The sequence below is a fragment of the Brevibacterium sp. LAARM2_SD2 genome (assembly GCF_057364785.1).
Map to the genome: position 1 here is coordinate 129494 of NZ_JBNFOM010000005.1, position 25903 is coordinate 155396.

The 25903-nt window shown below is 68.7% G+C and carries 27 protein-coding genes and 2 pseudogenes; 23 read left to right on the forward strand and 6 right to left on the reverse strand.

All coding sequences use genetic code 11. From position 1 onward, the window contains the following. Window positions 1-198: 198 nt before the first annotated feature. Window positions 199-486: a DNA cytosine methyltransferase gene (locus AC2W7K_RS05165; RefSeq protein ID WP_232623657.1), complete on the forward strand. Its 288-nt coding sequence runs from the start codon at window positions 199-201 to the stop codon at window positions 484-486. A 6-nt stretch (window positions 487-492) separates the two neighbouring features. Continuing rightward, window positions 493-1275: a DNA cytosine methyltransferase gene (locus AC2W7K_RS05170; protein WP_232623658.1), complete on the forward strand. Its 783-nt coding sequence runs from the start codon at window positions 493-495 to the stop codon at window positions 1273-1275. A gap of 136 nt (window positions 1276-1411) precedes the next feature. Here the strand turns inward: AC2W7K_RS05170 and AC2W7K_RS05175 are convergent, their stop codons facing one another. From AC2W7K_RS05175 to AC2W7K_RS05185, 3 genes are all read right to left on the reverse strand, one after another. Then, window positions 1412-2002 (reverse strand): CueP family metal-binding protein, encoded by a 591-nt coding sequence (locus AC2W7K_RS05175; protein ID WP_259867930.1) that lies wholly within the window; start codon window positions 2000-2002, stop codon window positions 1412-1414. Window positions 2003-2107: 105 nt separating this feature from the next. Next, window positions 2108-2701, reverse strand: coding sequence for a DUF305 domain-containing protein (locus AC2W7K_RS05180; protein ID WP_162230282.1), 594 nt, complete (start codon window positions 2699-2701; stop codon window positions 2108-2110). Between the two features lie 111 nt (window positions 2702-2812). Continuing rightward, complete coding sequence (locus AC2W7K_RS05185; RefSeq protein WP_198499345.1) at window positions 2813-3271, reverse strand: DUF6153 family protein; 459 nt, start codon at window positions 3269-3271, stop codon at window positions 2813-2815. 185 nt (window positions 3272-3456) lie between these two features. Between AC2W7K_RS05185 and AC2W7K_RS05190 the strand changes: the two genes are divergently transcribed. Continuing rightward, the gene (locus tag AC2W7K_RS05190) at window positions 3457-4776 is read left to right on the forward strand and encodes an MFS transporter (protein WP_198499346.1); all 1320 of its coding nucleotides are present in this window, start codon (window positions 3457-3459) and stop codon (window positions 4774-4776) included. 83 nt (window positions 4777-4859) lie between these two features. Here the strand turns inward: AC2W7K_RS05190 and AC2W7K_RS05195 are convergent, their stop codons facing one another. Next, the gene (locus AC2W7K_RS05195; protein ID WP_162230279.1) at window positions 4860-6029 is read right to left on the reverse strand and encodes an FAD-dependent oxidoreductase; all 1170 of its coding nucleotides are present in this window, start codon (window positions 6027-6029) and stop codon (window positions 4860-4862) included. Next, entirely contained in the window at window positions 6026-6673 is a 648-nt protein-coding gene (locus tag AC2W7K_RS05200) for a TetR/AcrR family transcriptional regulator (RefSeq protein ID WP_376871974.1), read from the reverse strand. The genes AC2W7K_RS05195 and AC2W7K_RS05200 overlap by 4 nt, the downstream gene beginning before the upstream one ends. A gap of 160 nt (window positions 6674-6833) precedes the next feature. On the opposite strand from AC2W7K_RS05200, the gene AC2W7K_RS05205 reads away from it, so the two are divergent. From AC2W7K_RS05205 to AC2W7K_RS05240, 8 genes are all read left to right on the forward strand, one after another. Further along, window positions 6834-8393: an MFS transporter gene (locus AC2W7K_RS05205; RefSeq protein ID WP_198499348.1), complete on the forward strand. Its 1560-nt coding sequence runs from the start codon at window positions 6834-6836 to the stop codon at window positions 8391-8393. Window positions 8394-8452: 59 nt separating this feature from the next. After that, entirely contained in the window at window positions 8453-8665 is a 213-nt protein-coding gene (locus tag AC2W7K_RS05210; RefSeq protein WP_111473061.1) for a heavy-metal-associated domain-containing protein, read from the forward strand. A gap of 1 nt (window position 8666) precedes the next feature. Continuing rightward, entirely contained in the window at window positions 8667-9023 is a 357-nt protein-coding gene (locus tag AC2W7K_RS05215) for a hypothetical protein (protein ID WP_486005804.1), read from the forward strand. Further along, complete coding sequence (locus AC2W7K_RS05220; protein WP_486005805.1) at window positions 9014-9676, forward strand: hypothetical protein; 663 nt, start codon at window positions 9014-9016, stop codon at window positions 9674-9676. Before AC2W7K_RS05215 ends, AC2W7K_RS05220 begins: the two co-directional genes overlap by 10 nt. After that, the gene (locus AC2W7K_RS05225; protein WP_162230275.1) at window positions 9666-11990 is read left to right on the forward strand and encodes a heavy metal translocating P-type ATPase; all 2325 of its coding nucleotides are present in this window, start codon (window positions 9666-9668) and stop codon (window positions 11988-11990) included. Before AC2W7K_RS05220 ends, AC2W7K_RS05225 begins: the two co-directional genes overlap by 11 nt. 144 nt (window positions 11991-12134) lie before the next feature. After that, window positions 12135-12296, forward strand: a complete 162-nt coding sequence (locus AC2W7K_RS05230) for a YHS domain-containing protein (RefSeq protein ID WP_453984598.1) — start codon at window positions 12135-12137, stop codon at window positions 12294-12296. 105 nt (window positions 12297-12401) lie between these two features. Continuing rightward, window positions 12402-14594, forward strand: coding sequence for a heavy metal translocating P-type ATPase (locus AC2W7K_RS05235; protein ID WP_238400188.1), 2193 nt, complete (start codon window positions 12402-12404; stop codon window positions 14592-14594). Window positions 14595-14635: 41 nt separating this feature from the next. After that, window positions 14636-14950, forward strand: a complete 315-nt coding sequence (locus tag AC2W7K_RS05240) for a metal-sensitive transcriptional regulator (protein WP_162230274.1) — start codon at window positions 14636-14638, stop codon at window positions 14948-14950. On the opposite strand, the gene AC2W7K_RS05245 is transcribed toward AC2W7K_RS05240, so the two are convergent. Next, window positions 14945-15121, reverse strand: coding sequence for a hypothetical protein (locus tag AC2W7K_RS05245; protein ID WP_162230273.1), 177 nt, complete (start codon window positions 15119-15121; stop codon window positions 14945-14947). The two genes, AC2W7K_RS05240 and AC2W7K_RS05245, sit on opposite strands and share 6 nt — an antisense overlap. Before the next feature lie 95 nt (window positions 15122-15216). Here AC2W7K_RS05245 and AC2W7K_RS05250 point away from each other — a divergent pair, with 95 nt between their 5' ends. From AC2W7K_RS05250 to AC2W7K_RS05305, 12 genes and pseudogenes are all read left to right on the forward strand, one after another. After that, window positions 15217-16071 carry a helix-turn-helix transcriptional regulator gene (locus tag AC2W7K_RS05250; protein ID WP_332839531.1) on the forward strand — a complete coding sequence of 285 codons (855 nt, stop codon included), beginning with the start codon at window positions 15217-15219 and terminating at the stop codon, window positions 16069-16071. 212 nt (window positions 16072-16283) lie between these two features. Continuing rightward, window positions 16284-17353: pseudogene (locus AC2W7K_RS05255) on the forward strand (ArdC-like ssDNA-binding domain-containing protein); the annotation flags it as partial. A gap of 75 nt (window positions 17354-17428) precedes the next feature. Continuing rightward, entirely contained in the window at window positions 17429-18367 is a 939-nt protein-coding gene (locus AC2W7K_RS05260; RefSeq protein WP_486005810.1) for a bifunctional DNA primase/polymerase, read from the forward strand. Next, window positions 18337-19227: a DUF2637 domain-containing protein gene (locus AC2W7K_RS05265; protein ID WP_486005806.1), complete on the forward strand. Its 891-nt coding sequence runs from the start codon at window positions 18337-18339 to the stop codon at window positions 19225-19227. The genes AC2W7K_RS05260 and AC2W7K_RS05265 overlap by 31 nt, the downstream gene beginning before the upstream one ends. Continuing rightward, window positions 19208-19612, forward strand: a complete 405-nt coding sequence (locus AC2W7K_RS05270; RefSeq protein ID WP_162230269.1) for a hypothetical protein — start codon at window positions 19208-19210, stop codon at window positions 19610-19612. Before AC2W7K_RS05265 ends, AC2W7K_RS05270 begins: the two co-directional genes overlap by 20 nt. A gap of 83 nt (window positions 19613-19695) precedes the next feature. Next, on the forward strand, window positions 19696-20574 hold the full coding sequence (locus tag AC2W7K_RS05275; protein WP_198501024.1) for a hypothetical protein: 879 nt from the start codon (window positions 19696-19698) through the stop codon (window positions 20572-20574). 49 nt (window positions 20575-20623) lie between these two features. Then, window positions 20624-21673: pseudogene (locus tag AC2W7K_RS05280) on the forward strand (ParB N-terminal domain-containing protein). Window positions 21674-21728: 55 nt separating this feature from the next. Then, complete coding sequence (locus AC2W7K_RS05285) at window positions 21729-22406, forward strand: hypothetical protein (protein WP_162230267.1); 678 nt, start codon at window positions 21729-21731, stop codon at window positions 22404-22406. Window positions 22407-22428: 22 nt separating this feature from the next. After that, complete coding sequence (locus AC2W7K_RS05290; RefSeq protein WP_162230266.1) at window positions 22429-24093, forward strand: M23 family metallopeptidase; 1665 nt, start codon at window positions 22429-22431, stop codon at window positions 24091-24093. After that, window positions 24093-24359 (forward strand): DUF6112 family protein, encoded by a 267-nt coding sequence (locus AC2W7K_RS05295; RefSeq protein ID WP_162230265.1) that lies wholly within the window; start codon window positions 24093-24095, stop codon window positions 24357-24359. Before AC2W7K_RS05290 ends, AC2W7K_RS05295 begins: the two co-directional genes overlap by 1 nt. Window positions 24360-24489: 130 nt before the next feature. Continuing rightward, window positions 24490-24759 carry a DUF6112 family protein gene (locus AC2W7K_RS05300; protein ID WP_114306125.1) on the forward strand — a complete coding sequence of 90 codons (270 nt, stop codon included), beginning with the start codon at window positions 24490-24492 and terminating at the stop codon, window positions 24757-24759. A 46-nt stretch (window positions 24760-24805) separates the two neighbouring features. Further along, a partial coding sequence (locus tag AC2W7K_RS05305) for a TrbL/VirB6 family protein (RefSeq protein ID WP_486005807.1) occupies window positions 24806-25903 on the forward strand: 1098 nt, incomplete at its 3' end.

Here is a 25903-nt window from a genome sequence, read left to right on the forward strand (position 1 = left end):
CAGCCGTGAGGTGCGACCTCAGGCGCTGATTGGCGTGCTCGCGGGACTTCTGATGGGAGCTCTGCGGAGGCCGGGGCAGATGGTCACGGGGTGGTGCACCTGGCAGGTGTTCTCCCTGGTGTCGGGCTCTGATCGGGTCTGGTTCCAGGGTTCCACGGACCCTGCCGGAGCCTTATGCACGCCACTTCCTCGCCCCCGATGCCGAGCCCTCGGATCGGTTCGCTGTTCTCCGGATACGGCGGTCTCGATCTGACCGTCGAACACGCCACTGGTAGGCAGACGGTCTGGTTCTCTGAGCTCAACACCGCCGTCACGGGCGTGTTCTCCCACCACTGGCCGACTGCCCCGAACCTCGGCGATATCTCTACCATCGACTGGGCCACAGTGCCGCCGGTAGACGTCCTCTGCGGCGGCTTCCCGTGCCAGGACATCTCGACCGTCGGCAGAGGCGCCGGCCTCGCACCCGGCACCCGTTCCGGGCTCTAGTCGTACATGGCGACCGCGATCGAGGCGTTGCAACCCCGGCTCGTGGTGATCGAGAACGTCCGCGGGTTGCTGTCTGCAACCGCTACCCGCCCCGCAACGAAAGGCCAACGTGATGACGACCGCAACCCCGACGACGCAACCTCCGACCCCGCGAGTGCCGTACGCAACCTGGAACCCGAACCGTGGATGCTGGGAGACGACGCAGCTCGACCTCTTCGGGCGCTCGGAGCGGTACTGGGCGATCTGGCCGAGCTCGGGATGGATGCGCGCTGGATCGGCCTACCGGCATCACTGGCCGGTGCACCGCATCACCGGTTCCGCATCTTCATCACCGCCTATCGCCAAGATTCTGTTCCGGACGCCTCTGGCCTCGGACTCCTCGCGCGGTGGCGAGACGCTGGATCAGGTGCGGGCGCGTCGGGGAACCATCGCGCTGAGTCACCAGGTCATCGACCTGGCCTTGCACGGACCAGCTGGCTCACCGGACAGGCCCGGCGAGTCGGAGACGCTGTTCGCGCTCGTGGAGAACATCTTCATCGCTGGGGGCGATACGCCGACGCGATCGCCCGATGGGAACACATCACCGCACGCCCAGCCCCTGCGCCCGCGATCCTGAACGAGGACAAGGGGCCGCGACCGGCGCCCGAGTTCGTGGAATGGCTCATCGGCCTGCCCGCGGGCTGGGTTACCGACCCCGCCCACGGGCTGACCGCGAATCAGCAGAACACGGCCCTTGGCAACGGTGTCCTCCTGCTCCAGGCATTCCTCGCGATGGACGCAATGTCGTGACGACCCGGGGCGTCGCGGTGTCGAGCCGTACCGCCAAGATCACGGGATCGGTGCTCGTGCGGCCGCCAGCGCATGCCTGCGGGTGATAGGCAACCACACGATCTCCACCGAACCCGCTCACTTGCCTGGCATATTTTCAGGTCAGTTGCAGCGTGGTGATGCAGGTCGCATCATCTTCGGTCATCGTTGAAATGGTCGCGCTGCCCGTCTGACCCTCGTGCTCGATCGTCAGCGTTGCCTCGATGCCGCGGGGCGCCCAGATGCCGACGAACCCGTTGTCGTAGGTCTGCCGCACTTCGTCGAGGAGCACGTCTCCGTCTTCGCTGGTGAGGGTGACCTGGACTTTCGTGTTGGCGAGTTCGCCGAGGCAGGTGGTCAGGCTGTGGAAGTAGCAGTCATGGGTCTGTTCCCGGTAGGGAGCAACTGAGATGTACACCTCGTCTTCGGGCATCGGCAGCTGTGTCTCGCGCTCCTGGTCGTCGGTGAGCACGAGCGCATCAGGCTGCACGGATGCGATCAGATCAGCGGGTCGGTCGGCGACGGGCATCGTGTCGAGCCGTTCGATGACCGCCGGGGTATCGAGACCTGCCAGATCGTGAGCTGCCAGGAAGTCGCTGTCGACGGCATGACTGTTGGTCGAGGGCGACGCGGGTTCGGGCGAGGACGCGGCGGCACATCCGGCGAGAACGAGGGTGGCGGCGAGCGTCGCGGTGGCGGCGACGATCACCTTCCCCCGCCGGGGCGTGGTGGGGTGAGACAATGGTGTGATCCTTCAAGAGTGTCGGATGGGTCGGTGCCGGACGATCTCGCCGCGGCAGACCCGGATGGTCGATCAGAGGGTGGCCAGGAGGTCCTGCATCTGTTGGATCTCGGTGGTCTGCGCGTCGATGATGGTCTGCGCGAGCTCGATGGCATCGGGGTTGCTGCCGTCATCGACCTGCGTCTGGGCCATCTCGACCGCTCCCTCGTGGTGGGCGATCATCTGCTCCAGGAACAGGCGCGATGCCTCGGGGCCGTCGGCCGATTCGAGGGCGGCCAGGTCGTCCTCGGTCATCATGCCGTCGCCGTGGTCCATGCCGTCCATCTGCTGCTCCTCGGGGTCGACGCCCCAGTCGTCCAGCCAGCCCTGGAGCTGTTCGATCTCAGGTCCCTGGGCGGCCTTGATCGCCTCGGCCAGTTCGACCACCTCGGGGTTGACATCCTCCTTGGCGAGGACGATGTCGCTCATCTCGATGGCCTGTTCGTGGTGGACGATCATCATCGAGGCGAACATCACGTCCGCGTCGTTGACGTCGGCTGCCTGTTCGGTGGAGCCGTGGTCCATGCCCGGCATCGAGTCCTCGTCGTCGCTTCCGGCCGAGCATCCAGCCAGGGTCAGCGCAGCGGTGAGGGCGAGTGCGGCGGTCGCCGCGGTACGAAACTTCATAGGTGTTCTCCAATATCAACGGTCGCTTCGGTGGCGCGGCATCCGAGAGGGCACCGCGTGAATGAGGAAGGGGAACCGTCGGCGCTGGTGCGCGTCAGGTTCGCCGCCCCATCACGTGCGACTGATGCAGAGAACGTGCAGCGACGGCGCCCGAGGCAGCAGCCGGTCGATGGAACGCGCCACGAGCAACGGCCGGGGTGCGGTGTGCATCCATCCGGGCAGAAGTCGAGGCGGCACCAGGATGAGAAGGACGAGCAGTAGTGCGAGCACGCACGCCATCGCCATGCCCAGATGGGTGCCGGCCCCGCAGTCCGCACACGTACCACCGAGGTCACTGGCCGTTCCGCCGGACTCATGCGTGCCTGCCGCGCCGTGATGAGCGCCCACGGCGTCGCTTGTGGAGACCGAGATCACGGCGGGCGCGTGGGCTGCCGCGGTGCCATGCAGGTTCAACGTATGCATGGCCAGCAGCCCGATGACGACCGCTGCCACCAGCAGCCCTCCGAGCACGACGCGCCGGAGGAAGCCCTGAAGACCTTTCCTGGATCGCCTTGCCGCCGTCACCGCCATACGCCGCAGTTTACCGGCCCCCGATGTGCGTCCGCCGACGGCGGGAGTGATCAGCTCGGCCGAGGGCGACTGACTCCGTGTCCCTCCGAGCAGCTCTTTGCTCTGCCAGACGCAGACTGACGGGAATACCCCTAGGGGGTATTAGGTTGATGGTGGAGAGTTTCCACGAAGGTCAGGAGAGCCCCATGCGTTTGTTCGCGATCCGCGACTTCCGTTACCTGTTCAGTGCGCAGATCATCGCCCTGTTCGGGACGGGGTTGGCGACCGTCGCGCTCGGTCTGCTCGCTTACGAGCTCGCGGGCCCGAGCGCGGGGGCCGTGCTTGCGACGGCGCTGACGATCAAGATGGTCATGTACGTCGTGATCGCGCCGCTGGCGGCCGCCTATGCCGACCGGCTCCCAAGGCGGATGTTTCTGACCCTGCTCGACGTGGTGCGCGCGGCCGTGGTGCTCGCGCTGCCGTTCGTTACGGAAATCTGGCAGATCTACGTTCTCATCGGGGTGCTGCAGGCGGCTTCTGCGGCATTCACGCCGACGTTCCAGGCGGTCATCCCCGATATCGTGTCAGAGGAGTCCGATTACACACGGGCGCTGTCCGCGTCGCAGGTGGCTTACACGATGGAGAGCCTGCTCAGCCCGGTGCTCGCGGCGGTCGCTCTGACGTTCATGACGTTCAACTGGTTGTTCGTCGGCACGTCGGTGGGCTTCGTGATCTCCGCCGTCCTGGTGCTCTCCACTCGCATCCCCAACGCGGCACCGAGCGGGCAGACGGGTGCGTGGAACCGGGTCACGTCGGGCGTGAAAGTCTTCTTCGCGACTCCTCGCCTGCGCGGCGTCATGGCGCTGAACGTGGTGGTCGCCGCAGCCGGATCGATCGTGGTGGTCAATACGGTCAACTACGTCCGCGATCAACTGGACGGCACGCAGGCCGATGTTGCTTGGATGCTCGCAGCCTCCGGCGGCGGCACACTGCTGGTCGCTCTGCTCCTGCCACGCGTGCTCGATCGGGTCACCGAGCGGGTCGTGATGATGACGGGTGCCGCAGTTCTGCTTGCCGGCGTGCTGGCGGCCGTCGCGATGACCGCCATCCAGGCGGCCTCATGGATGATCACGGCCTCGATCTGGGTGGTCATCGGCGGCGGGATGGCCTTGATCGTCACTCCCACCGGACGTGTCATTCGCGGTTCGGTCGCGAAGAGCGAGCTCCCGGCGGCCTTCGCGGCACAGTTCTCGCTGTCTCACCTGGCCTGGCTCGTCACCTACCCGATTGCCGGATGGGTCGGCACCGCGTCCGGGTTCACTCTCGCCTGGTCGATTCTTGCCGCTCTCGCCGTCTTCGGCGCCATCGCGGCGCAGATGCTCTGGCCCCGCGAGAAGAGAACCGAGACCATCGTCGCCGGCACGGACGCAGAAACGGCGACGGGCGGTCTGGCGCTCCGTGAGGAGACCGAAGCCGCCGAAGGCACCCTCGCGGCATCCCAGTGCTCCTGCATACGCACCGCATGAGCGCGCAGGCGGCGGGTGGAACGAATGGTTCCGCTCGCCGGCGCGTCGTGTTCGCCGAGGCGCCCGGCGATCCAGCCTGTCGATCAGGAGCGAGGCGGCGCCGGCTGGTGCAGCCGAGGCATCCACTCGCGGACGAGGCTGGCGGCGTCGATCCCCGTGAGTGCGACGGGGATATCTCCGAGATAGTGGACAGTGAGCAGCGGGTCGGTGGAGACGACTCGCGTGCTGGTCCCCAAAGCGGGATGCCCCGCTCCGACGAGTGTGTGTCCGTGGACGCGTGCGGAGAACGGCGAAGACGGCAGGTAGATGCCGGGATCATCGCCAAGCCCGAGGTCGTGCAGCAGGGTCCTGGCCGCATGGGCGCCCTGGGCGACCGAATCGTCCCAGTGATCGATCCGGTACGAGCTGTGGCCGGGATAGTGGTGCACGGCGACGCCGCCGGCGGCGTAAATCCGCTGGCGTGGGGCGTGCAAGGAGCGCAGATGGTCATCGACGGGGATGCCGTCCGGTCCCGTCCAGGGCGCAGGGGCCGCCGGCATGGTGCCGTGGGCGACGATCGCCAGGTCTCCGTCGACTCGCGGGCCGTCATTGAGGACGACGGTGATGCGGTCGGCGTGGCTACGAATCGCGGTCAGCGTGCGTCCGAGGTAGGCGGCATGCTGAGGCAGATGCAGGTCGAGCAGCCTTCTGGCCGTCTCCTCGCCGAGGGCGCGGGCACCGGGCAGCAGTGCTCGCGTGATCAATGCGACATCGTGGCCGGAGTCGGTGAGGAGGGAGGCGGTCTCCGAAGCGACGAGGCCGCCACCGAGGATCAGCACACGGGCAGGGTGCGTGGACGCGAGCAGGTCGCGGACCCGGATGGCATCGGCGATCGAGTGCAGCGTGCTGAGTTGCCCTGTCCTGCGGGAGTGGTCTCGTCCAAGGATGGTCTCGCCGAGGGCGCGGGGGCGGCTACCGCTGGCGATGATGAGGGCGTCATAAGTGTGCGTCTGCCCGGAGTCGAGGTGAACTTCTCGGCTCCGGGGGTCGATGGCGCGCACTGTATCGCCGATGGTCTCCACGCCTGTGGGTGGCAGAGCGGTCTGGTGGGGTTCGAGCAGGCCGATGGCCACGCCCTTGTTCACGAGCGTCCGATTGGACGGCTGTTCGCCGCTGCGGGCGAAGAGATCGACGTCGATGCCGGCACCTGAAGCGTGCAAGGTCTTCGCGGCGGATGTTCCCGCCGCGCCAGCGCCGATGATCCCGACTTTCATCGCGTTCCTCCCTCGGGGGCGACCTCGGTGAAAGCCGGCAGCAGGATCGCGTCGATGAACCATGGCGCATCGTCGGGGTCGATCCGGCCCGTGCGCACCTCCTCGGCCGCGCCGTTGAGAACGACGTGCGTGGTGGTCAGCAGCCAGGACACCGGCAGGTCGGTGCGGAAGGCGCCTTCGCGCTGTCCACGCAGCAGCAGCCCGCGCATGCGCGCCTCGGCCTTCTCGTGCAGTTCGCGAATGCGGGCGGCGGAGAGTTCCTTCTGCGCTGTGGCGAGCAGGGCACGGGACTGGTCGACGAACATCCAGCTGGATGCAACCAAGCGCTGGAAGGCCGCACGCGGGTCGCCATCAAGAGGTATCTGACTGAGCACGTCCTCGGCACGTTCCAGGCTGTCCACCAGTGCGGCCTCGATGAGCTCGGCGCGAGTCTGGAAGTGCCCGTAGAGCGTCACCCGGCCCACTCCGGCTTCAGCGGCGATGTCGGCGACAGAAGCGTCGGGGTTCTTGCGGATCGCGGTCACTGTCGCGGCCAGAATCTTCGCCCGGTTGCGCTGCGCGTCGGCGCGCTGGTTGGCCGCGCGGTTCGCTGTCGCCGGGGCGCTCCGAGCACCGCCGGCCGGCTTGGCCTTCTTCGTCGGCATGCTCCACCTCTCAACTCGTACTGGAATGTATGAGATAGTGTAGCTGTTACAACCTGTACACCAATGACCGAGTTACGGTGTCGTCGCCCGATCCGGCGGCGGGACTAAGGAGAGGAGACACGGCGATGAACACGACACGCACGATCACAGGGGGCGTGACATGAGCGATGCGAGCACACCTGCCCCCAAGGCAGGGGCAAAGCAGTGGTGGGGCCTGGCGATCCTGGTGATCCCCTCAACTCTGCTGTTCATGATGCTGACCATCCTGTTCCTGGCCGCCCCGAACCTCGCCGCGGACTTGAACCCGACGAGCACGCAGCTGCTGTGGATTCTCGACATCTACGGCTTCGTCATGGCCGGCTTCCTGGTCGCGATGGGCGTACTCGGCGACCGAGTGGGCAAGCGGCTGCTGATGGTCATCGGTGCGATTCTGTTCGCCGCGGTCTCCGTCGCCGCCTCACTGACCACGATCCCCGAGCTGATGATCGTCTGGCGAGCCGTCCTCGGACTGGCAGCGGCGATGATGGTGCCCGCAACGATCGGCCTGATCTTCGTGCTCTTCGCCGACGCGAAGCAGCGCGGAGTCGCGATCGGCGTCTGGGCCGGTGGCATCTCCGCGGGCGTGGCCCTCGGCCCGCTGCTCAGCGGCCTGCTCTTGGAGAGCTTCGGCTGGCAGGCAACCTTCCTGGTGGCGGTGCCGATCATGGCCCTCGTCGCCATCGGCGCCCCAATCCTCGTGCCCGAGCACCGCGATCCGTCGGCGAAGATCGACCTGTTCAGCGCCTTGTTGCTGGTCGGCGGGCTGCTCACGATCATCTACGGCATCAAGCGCTTCGCCGCCCAGGAACCTGCACTGCCCTCGATCGGCCTGCTCCTCGGGGGCGCGTTGATCGGGCTGTGGTTCGTGATCCGGCAGCTGCGAGCCGAGAAGCCCCTGCTGGATGTGCGCCTGTTCGCCAACCGCACCGTCTCCGGGGCGTTGGCGGTGTTCCTGCTGTCGGCGGCGGCGCTGGGTGGCGTGTACTCGCTGTTCACCCAGTATCTCCAGCATGTGCAGGGCCTCTCGCCGCTCCAGGCCGGGTTGGCGATCCTGCCCGCCGCGGCGGTACTGATCGTCGTCTCCACGCTCTCCCCGGTGCTCGCGCGGAGGTTCCGCCCGGGAAACGTGATCGCGATCGGCCTGCTCACCCAGGTCGTCGGCTACATCCTGTTCGCCCAGCTCGACGCTGGAACCGGCCTCGCGCTAGTGATCGCGAGTTTCGTCATCACCTACCCCGGCGTCGCGCCCTCGATGGCACTGACGACCGACCTCGTGGTGAGTTCGGTGCCACCGGAGAAGACGGGCGGCGCCTCGGGGCTCGCGACCACCGCGAACGACCTGGGCATCTCGCTCGGTGTCGCCGTCATTGGCAGCGTCGGAATCGCCACCTACCGGGGTCGCATCGACGGAAATCTGCCTGAGGGCCTCTCCCCGGAGGCTACGGCCGCCGCCTCGGACAGCATCGACGGCGCGCTCGCGGCCGCGGCCAATCTCCCGGGCGCGCTGGGCGAGCAACTGGTGAGCGCCGCGCAGGCAGCCTTCACGGGCGGAATGAACATGGCGGCCGTCGCCTCGGCCGTCATCGCCGGCGTGGCCGCGATCATCGCCGCGACCCGCCTGCGCCACATCCGCCCTACCGGCGAGGCGCAGCAGTTCACCGAAGAAGTTCACACCAACTAGGAATACCCCTAGGGGGTATTGTGTTGGAGAAGTCATACCCGAGTGAAGGAGTTGGAATCATGACCACGACGACCGAGTACCAGGTGACCGGGATGAGCTGCGGGCACTGCGAGACCGCGATCCGCAGCGAGGTGTCCGAGATCCCCGGTGTGACCGGCATCGAGGTCAGCGCCCAGACCGGGCGGCTGGCTGTGACCAGCGATCAGCCGGTGGACGACGCCGCGGTGATCGCGGCGGTCGATGAGGCCGGCTACGCAGCCGTCAGGAGCTGAGATGAAGGCACCTGCACGGCTGGGCCTGTACGGGCTGGTCCTCGTGGCCGTGTTCGCCGTGGCTGGATTCACGGCGAACGCGGTCGTCCCCGAGGAGACCGTGCAGAGCTGGGCAGAAGACACCGCAGACACCACGCACCACGAGGAAGGAGACGCCATGAACGGCGACGAGCATGAAGGACACAATGCCGGCGCATCGTCGCTGGGCTTGGGCCTCGCTCAGGATGGCTACCAGCTCACCGCGGTAACGGCACCGACCGCCACAGGAACTGAGGGCGAGCTGGCGCTGACTATCACGGATCCGATGGCAACCCGGTCACCGACTTCGAGCTGGAGCACGAGAAGGAGTTGCACCTGATCGCCGTCCGGGCTGACGGGCAGCACTTCCGACACGTCCACCCCGAGATGGACGACGATGGCACTTGGACGATCCCCTGGCAGTGGGAGGCCGCGGGCTCGTACCGAGTCTTCGCGGACTTTGTTCCGGCCGACACCGGGGAGGGCATCACGCTCTCGACCTCGGTGCAGGTGGCTGGCGACTACGAGCCTGCACCGGCGACCGGGCCGGTCACCGAGACCACCGTCGACGGTTTCGACGTTGCAGTGAAGGGGGATCTCATCGCCGGCTCCGCGTCGGAGCTGACGATCACCGTCACCCGTGATGGCGAGCCGGTCACCGCGCTGGAGCCGTACCTGGGCGCGTTCGGGCACCTGGTCGCCCTCCGCGATGGCGATCTCGCCTACCTGCACGTCCACCCGCACGGCGACGCGCCCGAGGTCGGCGATACCTCGGGTCCGGAGATCGTGTTCGAGACGACCGCTCCGACGCCCGGTCGGTACCTGCTGTTCCTGGACTTCCAAATCGACGGCGAAGTTCGCACTGCACCGCTGGTGATTGACACGACCACCGGTGTGGGCGACAACGGCACCGGACATTCCGAAGGCGAACACTTCGATACCGAATCGAGCACAGGGGAAGAGCATGAGGAAGGAGCAGGCCATGGCCACTGACCAGACCACTGGCACCGGTGTCGCCGGGATCGAGTTGCAGATCGGTGGCATGACCTGCGCTTCGTGCGCGAACCGAATCGAGAAGAAGCTCAACAAGCTCGACGGCGTGACCGCGAGCGTGAACTACGCGACCGAGAAGGCCAGCGTCACCGGCACCGACCTCGACGCCGACGCCCTGATCGCCGAGGTCGAGAAGACCGGCTACACCGCCGCGCTCCCAAAGCCTGCGAAGGGCTCGACCTCCGATGAGGGCGAGGAGGGCGAATCCGTTGAAGACGCCGAGCTGCGCACCCTGCGGCAGCGGCTGATCGGCTCCGCGGTGCTGGCGGTGCCGGTCATCGCGATGGCGATGATCCCGGCGCTGCAGTTCGACTACTGGGGCTTCGCCTCCCTCGCCCTCGCCGCCCCCGTGGTGGTGTGGGCGGGCTGGCCGTTCCACAAGGCGGCCTGGATGAACCTCCGTCACGGGGCGGCGACGATGGACACCCTCATCTCCGTGGGCACCACGGCGGCGATGATCTGGTCGATCGTCGCGCTGTTCTTCGGCACGGCCGGTGACCGCGGCGTGGTTCACCCCTTTGAGTTCACCATCTCCCGTTCCGACGGGCTCGGGCACATCTATCTCGAAGTCGCCGCCGGGGTGATCACGTTCATCCTGCTCGGCCGCTACTTCGAGAAGCGCTCCAAGCGGCGCGCCGGAGCCGCCCTGCGTGCCTTACTAGAACTCGGCGCGAAGGAAGTCTCCCTCCTTCGCGACGGGCAGGAGCAGCGCGTCTCCATCGAGGAGCTGACGGTCGGGGATGAGTTCGTGGTCCGGCCGGGCGAGAAAATCGCTACTGACGGCACGATCACCTCGGGCAGCTCTGCGATCGACGCTTCCATGCTCACCGGCGAATCCGTGCCCGTGGAAGTGGGTGAGGGCGATGCCGTCACCGGCGCGACCGTCAACGCCGGAGGACGACTGGTCGTGAAGGCAACCCGCGTCGGTTCGGACACCCAGTTGGCGCAGATGGCGAAGATGGTCGAGGATGCCCAGTCGGGTAAGGCAGAGATTCAGCGCCTGGCTGACCGCGTTTCCGGTGTCTTTGTTCCCATCGCCATTGCGGTTGCTGTTGCCGCCCTTGGCGCGTGGATCGGGGCCGGGTTCCCGCTGTCGGCCGGCTTCACGGCCGCCGTCGCGGTGCTGATCATCGCCTGCCCCTGCGCGCTCGGGCTCGCGACGCCGACGGCGCTGCTGGTGGGCACCGGACGAGGTGCGCAGATGGGTGTGCTCATCAAGGGCCCCGAAACCCTGGAATCGACCCGCAAGGTCGACACGATCGTGCTGGACAAGACCGGCACGGTCACCACCGGCAAGATGACGCTGACTGACGTGATCACCGCCGACGGCGTGGACAGGGCCGAGCTGCTGCGCATCGCGGGCGGACTGGAGGACTACTCCGAGCACCCCATCGCACAGGCCATCGCCGCCGGCGCCACGTCCGAGGTCGGAGACCTGCCCGCCCCCGAATCGTTCGAGAACATCGAGGGCAAGGGCGTGCAGGGCGTCATCGGCGGCCACGCCGTCGTCGCCGGACGTGTGTCCCTGCTGGCGGACTGGTCGATCCACCTCGATGACCGCCTCCGGACCGCGAAGCAGGCGGCCGAGTCCGAGGGCAAGACCGCAATCGCGGTCGGCTGGGACGGACAGGCTCGAGGTGTGCTGGTGGTCTCCGATCAGATCAAGCCCACCAGCTCGCAGGCGATCGCCCAGTTCAAGGAGCTCGGCCTGACCCCGGTGCTGCTGACCGGCGACAACCAGGCGGTGGCCGAGCAAGTTGCCGCCGAGGTCGGCATCGACCAGGTGATCGCCGAGGTGCTGCCCAAGGACAAGGTCGATGTCGTCGCCCGATTGCAGGGTGAGGGCAAGGTCGTAGCGATGGTCGGCGATGGCGTCAACGACGCCCCCGCCCTCGCGCAGGCCGACCTCGGTCTGGCCATGGGCACCGGCACGGACGTCGCGATCGAGGCCGCCGACATCACCCTGGTACGCGGCGACCTGCGCGCCGCGGCCGACGCGATCCGGCTCGCCCGGCGCACCCTACGAACGATCAAGACGAACCTGTTCTGGGCCTTCGCCTACAACACCGCCGCGATCCCGCTCGCCGCCTTCGGGCTGCTCAACCCCATGCTCGCCGGCGCCGCGATGGCCCTGTCGTCCGTGTTCGTCGTGTCCAACAGCCTGCGGCTGCGGACCTTCAAGGCCCGCGCGGACGACACCAGCGCTCCGGCACCCGCCGGACCGGCACCGGCCCGCGAGCCGGAGAACGCCTGACCCATCCGACATCGACACAACACGAAAGGAAGCACGATGACTGCACACGAGAACCTGAACCTGACCGACACGTCCTCCAGCGGTGGGAGCTGCTGCGGACACACACCCAGTGCGGAGGCCATCGCTCAGACTCCGGCCGATGAGATGACCGAATGCAAGGTGATGGCCGGCACCCCCGTCGTCAAGGCGCAGGCGGAGGAAGCCGGTCTCTACCGCGACTACCAGGGCCAGCGGTACTGGTTCTGCTGCGCCGCCTGCGGACCCCTGTTCGACGCTGACCCCGACCGCTACGCGAACGCCGCCTGACGGCATCTGGTTCCGCGCTCCCGACGAGCGGACGTGCACGGGAGCGCGGAACCTTCGCCCCGGTCTCGCATCTGGGCTGGGGTGACGAACAAAGGAGACGAGACCATGAGCAACGATCCCTCGACACGATCGCACGCCCACCCTGAGCACGTGGACGTTCAGCACGCGCACCACGACGAGCCGAGCACCCACGCCGGTCACCTCTCGCACGACCACCACCAGGGTCACGGCGAGGCTTCCGGCCGCCACCACGACGATGCCCACGCCCACCACGAGGGTCACGGCGGACATGATCATGGGCATGCCGGACACGGAGATCACGTGGGGCAGTTCCGGCGCTTGTTCTGGATCATGCTCATTCTCGCCGTCCCAGTCGTGGCGTTCAACGACATGTTCGCCCACCTCATCGGCTACAACCTGCCCGAAGCCGCGTGGGTTTCGTGGGTGTCGCCTGTGCTGGGCACGGTCGTCTACTTCTGGGGCGGCTGGCCCTTCCTGACGGGCGGGCTGAGCGAGATCCGCTCCCGCAAACCGGGGATGATGCTGCTGATCGCGCTGGCGATCACTGTCGCGTTCCTCGCGTCCTGGGGTGCGAGCCTGGGCATCCTGCACCACGAACTGAACTTCTGGTGGGAGCTGGCGCTGCTGGTGGTCATCATGCTGCTGGGCCACTGGATCGAGATGCGCTCGCTCGCCCAGACCACCTCCGCGCTGGACTCCCTGGCCGCGCTACTGCCCGACGAAGCCGAGAAAATCGACGGCGACGACGTAGTAAAGGTCGCTCCTGCTGAACTGGCCGTCGGCGATGTGGTCATCGTCCGTCCCGGTTCCTCGGTACCCGCCGATGGAAAGATCGTCGACGGGTCGGCATCGATGGACGAGTCGATGGTCACCGGGGAGTCGAAGACGGTGCGCCGGGAGACCGGCGATCAGGTGGTCGCCGGCACCGTGGCCACCGACTCCGGCCTGCGCGTCGAGGTCACCGCCACCGGCGACGACACCGCCCTCGCCGGCATTCAGAAGCTCGTCTCCGACGCCCAGGCGTCCTCTTCCCGCGCGCAGCGGATCGCCGACACCGCGGCCGCATGGCTGTTCTGGTTCGCCCTGGGCGCGGCGGCAATCACCGCCGCCATCTGGTCGCTCGTCGGCCTGCCCGACACCGCCGTGGTTCGCACGATCACCGTGCTGGTCATCGCCTGCCCGCACGCCCTCGGCCTGGCGATCCCGCTGGTGGTGTCCATCGCGACCGAACGCGCCGCCCGCGGCGGAGTGCTCATCAAGGACCGTCTCGCGCTGGAGTCCATGCGCACCGTGGACGCAGTGCTGTTCGACAAGACCGGCACCCTCACCAAGGGCGAGCCGACGGTGACCGACATCGATCCCGCCGGCACCCGGACCGAGGACGAGGTGCTGGCGCTGGCCGCCGCCGCGGAGGCCGACAGCGAGCACCCGCTCGCCCGGGCCATCGTCGGCGCCGCCCGCACCCGGAAACTCGACGTGCCCGCGGCCTCGGACTTCTCCTCCTCCCCGGCAGTCGGCGTCAAGGCCACCGTCGATGAAACCGTCATCGAGGTCGGCGGACCGTACCTGCTCGACCAGCACGAGGCGGACGAGCTCCCCGTCGCCGACGCCTGGCGCGAGGAAGGCGCGATCATCCTGCACGTGCTCGCCGACGGCGAGGTCATCGGAGCCCTGCGGCTGGCCGACGAGATCCGGCCCGAGTCCCGCGAAGCCGTCGACGCACTCCACGCAGCCGGGGTGCAGGTCGTGATGATCACCGGCGACGCCCAGGCCGTCGCCGACACAGTCGCGAAGGATCTCGGCATCGACAGGGTCTTCGCGGGCGTGCGGCCGGAGGACAAGGCCGCCAAGGTCGCCGAACTCCAGGACGAGGGCCGCAAGGTCGCCATGGTCGGCGACGGCGTGAACGACGCGCCCGCACTCGCCCAGGCCGACGTCGGCATCGCGATCGGTGCGGGCACGGACGTGGCGATCGGATCAGCCGGCGTCATCCTCGCCTCCTCCGATCCGCGATCGGTGCTGTCGGTCATCGAGCTCTCCCGGGCGACGTTCCGGAAGATGAAGCAGAACCTGTGGTGGGCAGCCGGTTACAACCTCCTCTCCGTCCCGCTGGCCGCGGGTGTCCTCGCACCGATCGGGTTCGTGCTGCCGATGAGCATCGGCGCGATCCTCATGTCCGTCTCCACCGTGGTCGTCGCCCTCAACGCCCAGTTGCTACGCAGGCTCGACCTCACTCCGCAAGCCAGCACCACCAGAATCCTCGACCGTTCCGCATGACCATGCGTCGACCGAAGCGCACCCGTTAGGAGGCCATCGATATGCACACCCCGAGCATCGCCACCGCCCCAGTAGCTCACGGCTACATCACGGAGAAGGAGCGCTATCTCGCCCGGCTCAGACGCATCGAGGGTCAGGCCCGTGGCATCCACCGGATGATCGAGGAGGACACCTACTGCATCGACATCCTCACCCAGATCAGCGCGATCACTTCCGCGCTGGAGAACGTCGCTCTCGGACTGCTTGATGACCACCTCAAACACTGCGTCGCCGGAGCCATCCAGCACGACGGCACTGAGGCCGAGGTGAAGCTCAAGGAAGCGTCCGACGCCATAGCCAGACTCGTCAAGTCATGAGGGGAACGTCATGAGCATGATTGGACGCGCGCTGCGATCCACACTCGACACCAGCGAGATCAGCGTGTCCGTGAGTCGCTGCTGCAACGCCGTGAGATGGGTCATCATCGCGACCACGAGGAAGAGCAAGAGCCGCCGATAGCGGTCGGCCTTGTCTTCGTTCCCCGGCATCACGAGAGCGCTGGGCCGACATGACATGTTACGACGCCTTGATTGCTCGGACACGCACCATCCATCGTCCGATTGGTCCAGTCGCCTACGACTGTGTGAAGATCATTGTCGTCCGGTCGGGGTCGGCGATCTTGTTCAGCGAATTTGGGGAACGACCAATCAGGCCCGGTGACGTGGTGCTGCTGGGCGCGAACGTGCTGTGCGGGTCGGAGCCGGAAGGCCACGTCACGGTCACGACGATCTACGCCGACACCGACTTCCTGCTCGATCAGCTGTTCTGGCAGCACGCCGATGTGCTCCGGGACCGTCTCGATGCGCAGGGGTTCGCTGACACGATCTACACCGAACCGGCGCAGGTACTTCGCCTCGGCGAGGATCGGGCGGGGATGTTGATGCCCTGGTTGGATGAACTCGTCGCGCTCAGCGTCGATGGCGTCTACCGGGAGCGTTTCCATCGGATGCAGGCGCTCTGGCACGCGGTCATCGACCAGATCTCGCCGTTCATCCGTATCACCCCCTACCGGACATCGCCGCACCAGCGGGCACGGCTCCGACCCACGCTGCCCAGGGACCGCCGATTCACACCGCTTCGGGCTGAAGCGCGACAGGTGCGCGATGCCCTGCAAAGCGATATCGCTCGGGGTTGGACATTGCCGGAGCTGGCGGGCATGGTGCATCTGTCCACGAAGCAACTCAGCCGCGTGTTCACGGACGCCTACGGCAAGACCCCATTGACGTATCTGACGATGCTGCGGGTCGAGGAGATGGCCCGCCTGCTGCGGGAGACCGACCTGACGATCGAACAGACGGGTCGGCGAGTCGGGTGGCGCTCCCGCAATCGCGCCTCAGCGGCGTTCCGCGAGTGCGTCGGAATCACTCCGAGCCGATACCGCGACATGAGGTCCGCAGACAGCAGTATGCCCACGTTTGAGACGTCGCTGCCCACCTAAACGACGCCATCCCGGGTCGTCACGTCCGCGGTGCTGGCAGGGCTGGTAGGCCGTTGTCTTACGTCAGGTGCCTCCGCGTTCCTGACGGCCAACTTACCGCTCTTCTGTTTGCTGACCGTCTCGACTCTCCGGATACACCTGGCTCACCTCGCAGGTGCAGGACCAGCCGCCCACACCCCAGGTGGCTGGGTCTACCGGGAGGAGGCCGAACGATGGCGACGAGGCAAGAGGAAGCCCGCAAGAAGCGGGAAGCGAAGCTCGACGAGCTCCACGAGCGCCTGACCGGCGCGGTCGAACAGCTCGTTACGGGTGAGGACTGGGCCGAGATGCTCCGGTTCGCCGCGAAGTTCCGGTCCCGCTCGTTCAACAACGTTCTGCTGATCTGGGAACAGCACGCGGCGAACTTCGAGGCCGGCCGGGTGCCCGAGCCGTTCCCGGCCTACGTCGCCGGCTACCGGCAGTGGCAGCAGCTCGGCCGGCAGGTGGACAAAGGTCAGCCCGGCTACCAGATTCTCGCCCCCGTCACCGGGCGGTTCGCGTCGGCGAACCCGTCGGACCCGAACTCCTGGTATCGCCTCGGTCGGGGTGAGAAGCCGAAACCGGGCGAGGTGGTGCGCTCGCGGATGGTCGGGGCGAAGCCGGCCTATGTATGGGATGTCTCGCAGACCACGGGCGATCCGCTCCCTGAGACGCCATCGCCGGTGCTGCTCGTGGGTGAGGCGCCGGAGGGGTTGTGGGAGGGGCTGGCCGGGCAGGTCGAGGCGGCGGGGCCGACGCTGATGCGGGTGCCGCACGAGGGCATGATCGATGGCGCGAACGGCAGGACCGACTTCGAGGCGAAGACGGTTGCGGTGCGGGAGAACATGGACCCCGCCGCGCAGGTGAAGACTCTCGCGCACGAGCTCGCCCATGTGCTGATGCACGACCCGGATTCCGAGGATGCCCGTCAGCATCGCGGGATCGCCGAGGTCGAGGCCGAGTCCGTGGCGTTGATGGTCGGTGCTGCCCACGGAATGGACACCACCGAGTACACGATCCCGTACGTCGCCGGATGGGCCGCGAACGTCGACGGCAAGGAGCCGGTCGAGGTGGTGCAGGCCACCGGGGAGAGGGTACGTAAGACCGCCGCCGGCATCCTCGATCAGCTCGACACGACCCAGGTGCCCGATGGCACCCGCCGGGCCTGAGCCGCGACGCTGCGACCCGGCAGAGCCCGGCGCAGGACGCCCCGGCCCGCGCTGCCGAGCCGTCGCCGGCGCGACGGGCGGCACCGGAGCCTGACCGTGGGCGGCGCGGGGATCGAAGGGCGGGGGCTGTGATAAGCGGCCGGAACCGGTTCACCGCCGCGCTGCGGCAGATGGATGCCTCCTGGCCGCTGCCGGAGGCGGCGGTGCTGTTCGCCCGCGCCGGGGTGCCGGTGTTCCCGTGCGCGCCGGGCGGGAAGCAGCCGATCACCCGCCGCGGCTTCCATGACGCGACCACGGATGTGGCGCAGGTGGAGGCGTGGTGGGCGCGGTTCCCGGCGGCGAACATCGGGATGCCCACCGGCGCCGCCTCCGGCGTGGTTGTCGTGGACGTCGATGTGCACGGCGTCAACGGTTACGACGCCTTCACCCGCGCGCGCCGGGCCGGGCTGGTGGACGGGTGGGAGACGCTGGTGCGCTCACCGACCGGCGGCCTACACATCTACTACCCGGCCGCCCCCGGCGGTGAGCAACCGTCGTGGCAGGCCGGGAAAGCGGGGATCGACTTCCGCGGCGATCGCGGCTACATCATCGTGCCGCCCTCGCGACGCCGCATCGACGGCCAGCACGTGCTCTACAACCCGACGGCCTTCGCCCCGACCGACAGCCGGACACTGGAGGCCGGCCGGCTACGGGACTTCCTCGATCCGAAGCCGCCGCCCCGCCCACGCCGGACAGGGCCGACGGCGGCGCCGGAGGCGATGGCGGACCGGTTGGCGGCGTGGGTGGCGCGCCGACAGGAGGGCGAGCGCAACGCCGGCTTGTTCTGGGCGGCGTGCAAGCTCGCCGAGAACGGCCTGCCCCCGAGACGACGCCCTCGACGTGCTGCAGGCCGCCGCCGCGCACGCCGGGCTGGGCGAGCGAGAGATCACCACGACCGTCCGCTCCGCCTACCGCGCCGTCGGCACCGCACCGCCCACGGCCACAGGTGCCGGGTCGCGGTTCGGGCCTCGCGTCCCGTCGTGCGGGCGCGCCGGCCAGGGGGCTGGGATGAGCACGCGGGCCGGGGCGTCGGTGGGCGGTGGTCGGCGGCGCGTCGGGCACGGTGCTGATCGGCGCCGGCGCATTCTGGCTCAGCTTCGTCGCGCTGGCCGATCTGGCGGTGCGCTCGGGCATCGTCGCCGGGCAGGCGTGGATATGGCCGCTGCTGGTGGACGGGCTGATCGTGGTCGCCACCGTCGCCGTCGTCGCCCTCGACGGGCATCGGGCGGCCTGGTATCCGTGGACGCTGCTGATCGCCGGCGCGGGCATGTCGGTGACCGCGAACGCCGCCCACGCACTGGTGACCGCCGAGGCGTCCGTGCCGGGGGTGCTCGCGGCTACGGTCGCGGCCGTTCCACCGCTGGTGCTGCTGGCCAGCACCCACCTGACCGTCGTCCTCACCCGCCCGGCCACACCCACCGAGCAGGCCCCGGTGCAGGAAGCCGCTGTGCTGAGCGCCGACCCGAGTGCGCAGACCGGCGACGCTCAACGGCTGGCGCTGCCGGAGCGGTCTGCGCCCGCGGTCGACGCTGAGCCCGAGGCTCCGACAGGCCGGCCGCCCAGGCCTGCCACCGATTCGATCCCCGCGGTGCCGACCGGACCCGAACCGGAGCCGGCGCACGAGCCCACCACAGAGCCACCGGCCCCACCGGAGCCGGATACCTCGGATGAAGCCAGCACCCGCCCCGCACCTGCACAGGATGCACGCCCCGCACCCGTCTCAAGGGCCGCCGGTTCGGTCCCGGATCGACGTGCGCGAGCTGCGGCGCTGCGGGAGGCGGGCTGGTCGAACAAGCAGATCGCCCGCGAGCTCGGAGTGCACGCCTCGACCGTGGGCCGCTGGTTTCCGCGCCCCACCGGCAGCAGCGGCGAGTCAGAAACCCCAATGAAGGAAGACAAGGAGAAGGATCATGAACCCGAACGAGCATGACCACGAGCACGCGGCACGGCGTGAGACGCCGCAGGCGACACGCCCCGAGCCTGCGGAACGGGCGATGGCGCCGGATGCGATCGCCGCCGCCGATGTCGACCGCACGACCAGCCCGGACGCGGAGCGCGCTGATCCCGATCCGGCGTTGCGGAAGGCGCGCGGGGTGGACTGGGTGCGTTCCTCGGACCTGCTCGCCCGCGGCAGCGGGGTCGCCTCGCGCCTGGCGATCGACTTCGAGGCGAACCTGGCGCACAAGGCCCATGACCCCCTGGCCCGCGGGGCCAAGCGGCTGGCCCAGCGGACGCGGGAGCTGCCGCCGGTCTCGGCGTTCGGCCGCAGCACCGGCCACGACGGCGCTGGGCGTGGCCCGGTCGGGATGAGCTGAGGTGATCGGCGATGACCACGATCACCGATGCACCGGATGCCGGGGCGGGTGCGTGCACCTGCTTGCCAGGAGGTGCCGAGACCATGACGACGAACACCACGAATACTGCCGGCCCGGAGTACGTGTCCGGTGCCGGGCTGCGCGCTCTGTTGCGGCGACTGCACGCGGCCGGGGATCGGGCGTGGGCCGATGATCCGGTCGCCGCGGAGCTGATGCGGTTCTGCGCGGAGAAGTACGGCGCGTTGGCCCGCAAGCACTCGTTGGACCCGTGGGAGGCCGCCAGCGCGGCGTTCGATGTGATGCGTACCAGGTCGGCCAGGGAGGCGCATGACCCGTGGGGCGTGGTCACGCACGCGGTGCGGATCACCTGCATTGCCGAGGAACGCGCCCAGGGCCTGCTCTGCTCGACCCATCAGGCCCGCCGGCCGCATATCTCGGCGTTCCACGACGCCGAGCGCATCTCCGACCGGGAGACGCCGCTGTGGGAGTATCACCCGGCGTTCCAGGTCACCGACCCCGAACCCGAGACCGACCCCGCCGGCGGCAGCGCCGACAACGGCGACGGCGACGCCTGTGGTGGGGTGCGGGCGGGAATGTCGGCGTCGTCGGCGATGGAGGACACGATCGCGCTGTTGACGATGCTCGGCTGGGAGCCGGCGACGGCGCGGGCGTCGGTGGAGCACGTCTGCGGGGCACTGGCCAAGGCCGGGGCGCGGCACACCGCGTATGAGACGTTGCGCCGCGACCAGCACGCCCGGGCGCTGCTGGACCTGCCGGGCCGGTCCTGGACAGCGTTGCTGAAGGCGCTGCTGGGCAGCCCGCACCCGGCGTTGGCGGCGGCACCGGCCGGGCGGGGTGTGCTGCTGCGGTTGCTGATCGGCGAGACGCTGCCGGTGCTGCTGCGCGATGACGATCTCGTGCTCACCCTGTGCCTGGCTGCCCCGACCCGGCGCCGCCGATAACCGAGACCGCACACAGAGAACCGACAGGTCGGGAGAGGGGTGAGTGGTGATGGGGATCGAGCTGGAGCGCACGGTCGACTCGATCCAGGTCGGCACGCGCCACCGCACCGACCTGGGCGACATCGACGCCCTCGCGGCGTCGATCCGCGAGCACGGCCTGTTGCAGCCGATCACCGTCACCATCGACGGGGTGCTGGTGTGCGGCAGGCGGCGTCTGGCCGCGATCCGGCAGCTCGGCTGGCGCACCGTCAGCGTCTGGGTGCGCAGCGGCATCTCCGACCGGCTGGGGCATCTGCTGGCCGAGCAGGACGAGAACCTGCACCGCAAGCCGCTCACCCAGCTCGAAGCCGCCGCCTTGTACCGGGAGCTGAAGCAGCTCATGGCCGAAGACGCCGAACGCCGGCAGGTGGCCTCCCGGTTCAGCGCCGATCATCAGCCGAGTACCGACGGTGGTGGAAATTTTCCACCACCGTCGGGGCCGGTCGGAAAGGCCCGCGAGCAGGCGGCCGCGATGATCCCCGGCGGTACGTCCTACAAGACGATGGAGAAAATCGGCCACGTCCAGCACGTCGCCGATGACCCCGACGCCCCGGAGGCGTTACGTGAGCTGGCCACAACCGAGCTGGCCCGGATCGAGGCAGGCGGGCCGGTCGACCCGGCCTACCAGCGCATCCGCGCCGCGGCCGCCGAGGTCGAGCAGGCACGCCAGGCCGAGCTGCACGCCCTGGCTGAAGAAGCCGTAGCCCGCGTCACCGGCCCGGGTCGCGGTACGAAACGTAAGACGCCCGCCACCGAGACGGTGCGGGCGCCGGGCCGGTGGCCGGTGGCGGCGTTCGTGCAGACCTGGACGTCGCTGGCCGGCTGGTGGACCCACTAAGCTCCGGACGAGCTGGCCGCCGAGCTCACCGACGACCAAGCGCGCGTGTTCCTGACCGTGGTCGACGGCACGGTCGCCTTCGCCGACCGGCTGCGCCCCCTGCTCACCATCGACCCCGCCGAGGTCGGCGAGGCCGGCGATGATGCCGCCGGCGAGGAGCCCGCGCAGCACGGCGCCGCCGAAGAGGGTGCGGTGCCGCCCCGGCACCTGCGCGCCCTCTAGCCTCGCCACCCCGGCCCGCGCCGGGTACGGGGTGGAGGCCGTGCACCTGGACGGCATGAAGACTTCTGCTGCTGACATTCCGCCCCGCAAGCGCGTGATCGTGCTGATCGCCGCGGGCCTGTCCGTTCTGCTGCTGGCCGGGATCGGCGTCTACGGACTCATCCAGGGCCCGCGCACCGGCCCACCCACCGATGACGACCCGGCTGCGACGAGTGCCCCGTCTGAGGACGGCACGCCGATGCCGGGCCGGATCGTCCCGGTGGAGCGCAGCAGTGACCCGGAGACGTTCGCCCGGAATGTCGCGACGGCGGTGTTCGCGTGGGATACCGGGGCCGGGTTCATGCCGCTGGACTACACGGCGGTGGTGATGGAGGTCGCCGACCCCACCGGCACCGAGCAGGCCGGCCTCGCCAATGACCTCTCCGCCTACCTGCCTGTCCGCGAGGCGTGGGTCGATCTGCGCCAGTACGCCACCACCCAGCACCTGGAGATCACCGATGCGTTCGTGCCCGAGGCGTGGGCGACCGCCGAGGCGCAGGCCCAGCCCGGGCAGATCACCGAGGGCACGACAGCGATCACGATCGAGGGCGTCCGCCACCGCGCCGGGGTGTGGAACGACGAGCCGGTCGCGTCCGAGCACGAGGTGGCGTTCACCGTGTTCGTGATCTGCGAGCCCGCCTACGACACCTGTCATCTGCTGCGGCTGTCCGAGCTCGACAACCCCCTGCGCTGACCCGGACGAAGGAGGGGTTGTTGTGGTGAAGAAGCTCGCGATCGTGCTGCTGGCGCTGGTGCTGGCGGCGCCGTTGTTGTCGATGGTCGGGATCGGGCTGCTGATGAATCCCGCCCTCACCTCGACCTGCACCGTCCCCGGCGGGGGCTTCACCGTCGGAGAGGTTCCCGACGAGCTGACCGTGCGCACCCGCGACGGTGAGGAGTTCACGCTCACCAAGACCCAGCTGACCCATGCGGCCACCATCATCGAGACCGGCTCCGGCATCGACGGGGTGAACCGGGACGGGCTGCAGATCGCGATCATGGCGGCCCTGACCGAATCCACGTTGCGCCAGCTCGCCAACCCGAGCGCCTACCCGGAGTCGGCGGAGTATCCCAACGACGGCAACGGCAGCGACCACGACTCGTTGGGGCTGTTCCAGATGCGCCCGCAGGCCGGCTGGGGCACGGTCGAAGAGCTGATGGCCCCCACCTATCAGGCCGAGGCGTTCTTCGGCGGCCCCGGCGGCCCCAACGCCGGCTCGCCGCGGGGCCTGTTGGACATCCCCGGCTGGGAAGACATGGGCAAGGGCGAGGCCGCCCAAGCCGTCGAGGTGAGCTCGTACCCGGACCGGTACGAGAACTACAGCCCCGTGGCCGTGACGATCCTCGACGCCCTGCTCGGCACCGATACCGGTCCCGCCGCTGGCGATGACCCTGAGGCGGTGCCCGCCGTGGCCGGGGTGACGGAGTCGTCGCGGGTGGTGTTCCCCCTGCCGGAAGGCACCTGGACGCCGACCAGCCCGTTCGGGCCGCGCGTGCACCCGATCACCGGGGAGCAGTCCTTCCACACCGGCAGCGATTTCTCCGCCGCCGACGGCACGCCGATCCTCGCCGTCGCCGACGGCACCGTGACCGTGGCTGAGTTCTCCGGCGGCTACGGCGGGCTGGTCGTCATCGAACACACGATTGACGGCGACACGGTGGCGACCGCGTACGCGCACTCCTGGGAGCACGGCATCCACGTCAGCGCGGGCGACCAGGTGACCGCGGGCCAGCACATCGCCGACGTCGGTTCGAGCGGCATGTCTACGGGGCCGCATCTGCACTTCGAGGTCCGCCAAGGCGGCACCGACGGCGACTACATTGACCCCGCCGCGTGGCTGAACGACCACGATGCCGCCGATCTGCCCGAGGCCGAGACGGGCCCACCCTCCGGTGGCTGCGACCCCGACACCGGATCACCGGGTGGGGAGCCGGAGCCGTTCACCGGCGAGAACCCGGACGAGCTGGTGGAGGACCCGACCACCGGCGGGCAGATCACCCGCCGCACGCTGCACCTGTATCAGCAGACCTCGGCGGCGTTCCCGGACACCACCTGGGCCTGTTTCTCGCCCCGCCCCGGCAGCGTCTCCGAACATCCGCTCGGACGGGCGTGCGACATCTCTTTCGGGAACGCGATCGGGCAGCTGCCCACCCCGGCGCAGCATGAGCTCGGCTGGGAGGTCACGAACTGGCTGCAGACCCACGCCGAGACCCTCGGGGTGGAGTACCTGATCTGGGATCAGAAGATCTGGTCCCTGGCCCGCGACAGTGAGGGCTGGCGCGACTACGACGGCGGCGGCATGCACGACGCCGACGACATCACCGGTGGGCACCGCGACCATGTGCATCTGACAGTCGCTGATTCGGGCGGGGGCGCGTGATGGACGTGTTCCCCGATTTCGAGGGGCTGGCCGGGATCGGTGAGATGGAAGAGGTCATCGGGGCGCTGCTGATGTTCGTGCTCATCATCGCCGTGCTCATGCTCATCGTCTCCGGCATCGCCTGGGCGATCGGCGCGTCGACCGGGAACTATCAGGTCGCCTCCAAGGGACGTGCGGGTGTGCTCGTCGCGCTCGGCGCGGCGATCCTCGCCGGCAGCGGCGTCGCCTGGATCAACTGGCTCGTGTCGGTCGGCGAACAGCTCTAACCCGGACACCACGCGCGCTGCGCCCACCCTCGGCGGACTCGTCCGGGGGTGGGCGCTTTCTCGTGCTGGCGGGTCGGGGTGCACCTGGTGGCAGAACCATCTTTCCGTCTTCGTCCAGAGGAGTTCTGCCGTGATCGACATCGACCCCAACAGCTCGGGCCTGCCGGGCATCGACCAGCTGCGCGACATCGTCGGCGCCGTGATGACCGTCGGCCTCATCCTGTCCGTGCTCGCGCTGATCGTCTCGGCGATCGTGTGGGGTTTCGGCTCCAACTCCTCGAACCCGCACCTGGCGGGCCGGGGCAAGATCGGCGTCCTCATCTCCTGCGGCGCGGCCGTGATCTGCGGCGCGTCGGTGACGCTCATCAACTTCTTTTGGGACGTGGGCCAAGCGGTGTGAGCACCCGCCCTCCTCTCACACCCCTGTCCTGTAAGGGAGGTTCGTGATGGCGCTGTGCGATATCCCCGTCATCTCCAACGTGTGCGACTCGGCCGGTGAGGCGGCCGCATCGCTGGTCTCGGCCCCGTTCGACTGGTTCGCTCAGGCGGTCGGCGGCGCCGCGGGCTGGCTGCTGGAAGCGATGTGGGCGGTGTTCGACACCACCACGATGGTCGACGTCACCCAGGACGGGTACGTGTCCGTCTACAACCTGCTGTTCGGCATTGGCATCTTCATCGTCCTGGTCTTCTTCTGCTTCCAGCTCATCCTCGGCCTCATCCGCCGGGACCCGACCGCCCTGTCCCGCGCCGCCCTCGGTGCCGGCAAAGCCGTGCTCGGCAGTTTCGTGGTGATCACCCTGGCCGCGCTGGCGTTGGAGATCACCGACCAGCTGACCATCGGGATCATCCAGGCCGCCGGGGAGACGACCGGCACGATGGGCGACAAGATCATCCTGCTCGCCGCCGGCCTGACCGCGATCAACATCTCCGCACCGGGCGTCGGGGCGATCGTGACGATCTTCCTCGCCGGGCTGATGGTGGCCGCGACCGCGATCGTGTGGTTCTCCCTGTTGATCCGCAAAGCGCTGCTGCTGATCGCGATCGTCCTCGCCCCGCTCGCGTTCGCCGGGGCGGCGTGGGATGCGAGCCGGTCGTGGATCGGGAAATGGGCGGCGTTCGTGCTCGCCCTGATCATCAGCAAGCTGGTGCTGGTGGTGGTGCTCCTGATCGCGATCACCCAGATGGCGACCCCCATCGAGGCCGATCTGACGGCGATCACCGAACCGATCACCGGCATCGTCATGCTCGCGATTGCCGCGTTCGCGCCGTACATGGTCTATCGCGTGATCTCTTTCCTCGGCTTCGACCTCTACAACACCATGGGCGCCGAACAAGAGGCCAAGAACGCCATGAACCGGCCCGTCCCCGTCCCGGCCACGCCCTCCGGCGATGGCCCGAAGCGCATCCTCGACGGCGGCGGTGGCGGTGGCGGTGGTGGTGGCGGGGATGATCCGCCTCCACCCGGCGGCGGAGGCGGATGGCGGCGGGGGGAAACCCCGCCCCCCCACCCCCCCTCCCGGCGGTGGCGGGGGTGGAACTCCGCC

What these genes read in the sequence shown, in the direction of transcription:
- AC2W7K_RS05165 (WP_232623657.1), top strand. Translation starts at nt 199, where the DNA reads ATGCCGAGCCCTCGGATCGGTTCGCTGTTCTCCGGATACGGCGGTCTC.
- AC2W7K_RS05170 (WP_232623658.1), top strand. Translation starts at nt 493, where the DNA reads ATGGCGACCGCGATCGAGGCGTTGCAACCCCGGCTCGTGGTGATCGAG.
- AC2W7K_RS05180 (WP_162230282.1), bottom strand. Translation starts at nt 2,701, where the DNA reads ATGAAGTTTCGTACCGCGGCGACCGCCGCACTCGCCCTCACCGCTGCG.
- AC2W7K_RS05185 (WP_198499345.1), bottom strand. Translation starts at nt 3,271, where the DNA reads ATGGCGGTGACGGCGGCAAGGCGATCCAGGAAAGGTCTTCAGGGCTTC.
- AC2W7K_RS05190 (WP_198499346.1), top strand. Translation starts at nt 3,457, where the DNA reads ATGCGTTTGTTCGCGATCCGCGACTTCCGTTACCTGTTCAGTGCGCAG.
- AC2W7K_RS05195 (WP_162230279.1), bottom strand. Translation starts at nt 6,029, where the DNA reads ATGAAAGTCGGGATCATCGGCGCTGGCGCGGCGGGAACATCCGCCGCG.
- AC2W7K_RS05200 (WP_376871974.1), bottom strand. Translation starts at nt 6,673, where the DNA reads ATGCCGACGAAGAAGGCCAAGCCGGCCGGCGGTGCTCGGAGCGCCCCG.
- AC2W7K_RS05205 (WP_198499348.1), top strand. Translation starts at nt 6,834, where the DNA reads ATGAGCGATGCGAGCACACCTGCCCCCAAGGCAGGGGCAAAGCAGTGG.
- AC2W7K_RS05210 (WP_111473061.1), top strand. Translation starts at nt 8,453, where the DNA reads ATGACCACGACGACCGAGTACCAGGTGACCGGGATGAGCTGCGGGCAC.
- AC2W7K_RS05215 (WP_486005804.1), top strand. Translation starts at nt 8,667, where the DNA reads ATGAAGGCACCTGCACGGCTGGGCCTGTACGGGCTGGTCCTCGTGGCC.
- AC2W7K_RS05225 (WP_162230275.1), top strand. Translation starts at nt 9,666, where the DNA reads ATGGCCACTGACCAGACCACTGGCACCGGTGTCGCCGGGATCGAGTTG.
- AC2W7K_RS05230 (WP_453984598.1), top strand. Translation starts at nt 12,135, where the DNA reads ATGACCGAATGCAAGGTGATGGCCGGCACCCCCGTCGTCAAGGCGCAG.
- AC2W7K_RS05235 (WP_238400188.1), top strand. Translation starts at nt 12,402, where the DNA reads ATGAGCAACGATCCCTCGACACGATCGCACGCCCACCCTGAGCACGTG.
- AC2W7K_RS05240 (WP_162230274.1), top strand. Translation starts at nt 14,636, where the DNA reads ATGCACACCCCGAGCATCGCCACCGCCCCAGTAGCTCACGGCTACATC.
- AC2W7K_RS05245 (WP_162230273.1), bottom strand. Translation starts at nt 15,121, where the DNA reads ATGCCGGGGAACGAAGACAAGGCCGACCGCTATCGGCGGCTCTTGCTC.
- AC2W7K_RS05260 (WP_486005810.1), top strand. Translation starts at nt 17,429, where the DNA reads ATGGATGCCTCCTGGCCGCTGCCGGAGGCGGCGGTGCTGTTCGCCCGC.
- AC2W7K_RS05270 (WP_162230269.1), top strand. Translation starts at nt 19,208, where the DNA reads ATGAACCCGAACGAGCATGACCACGAGCACGCGGCACGGCGTGAGACG.
- AC2W7K_RS05275 (WP_198501024.1), top strand. Translation starts at nt 19,696, where the DNA reads ATGACGACGAACACCACGAATACTGCCGGCCCGGAGTACGTGTCCGGT.
- AC2W7K_RS05285 (WP_162230267.1), top strand. Translation starts at nt 21,729, where the DNA reads ATGAAGACTTCTGCTGCTGACATTCCGCCCCGCAAGCGCGTGATCGTG.
- AC2W7K_RS05295 (WP_162230265.1), top strand. Translation starts at nt 24,093, where the DNA reads ATGGACGTGTTCCCCGATTTCGAGGGGCTGGCCGGGATCGGTGAGATG.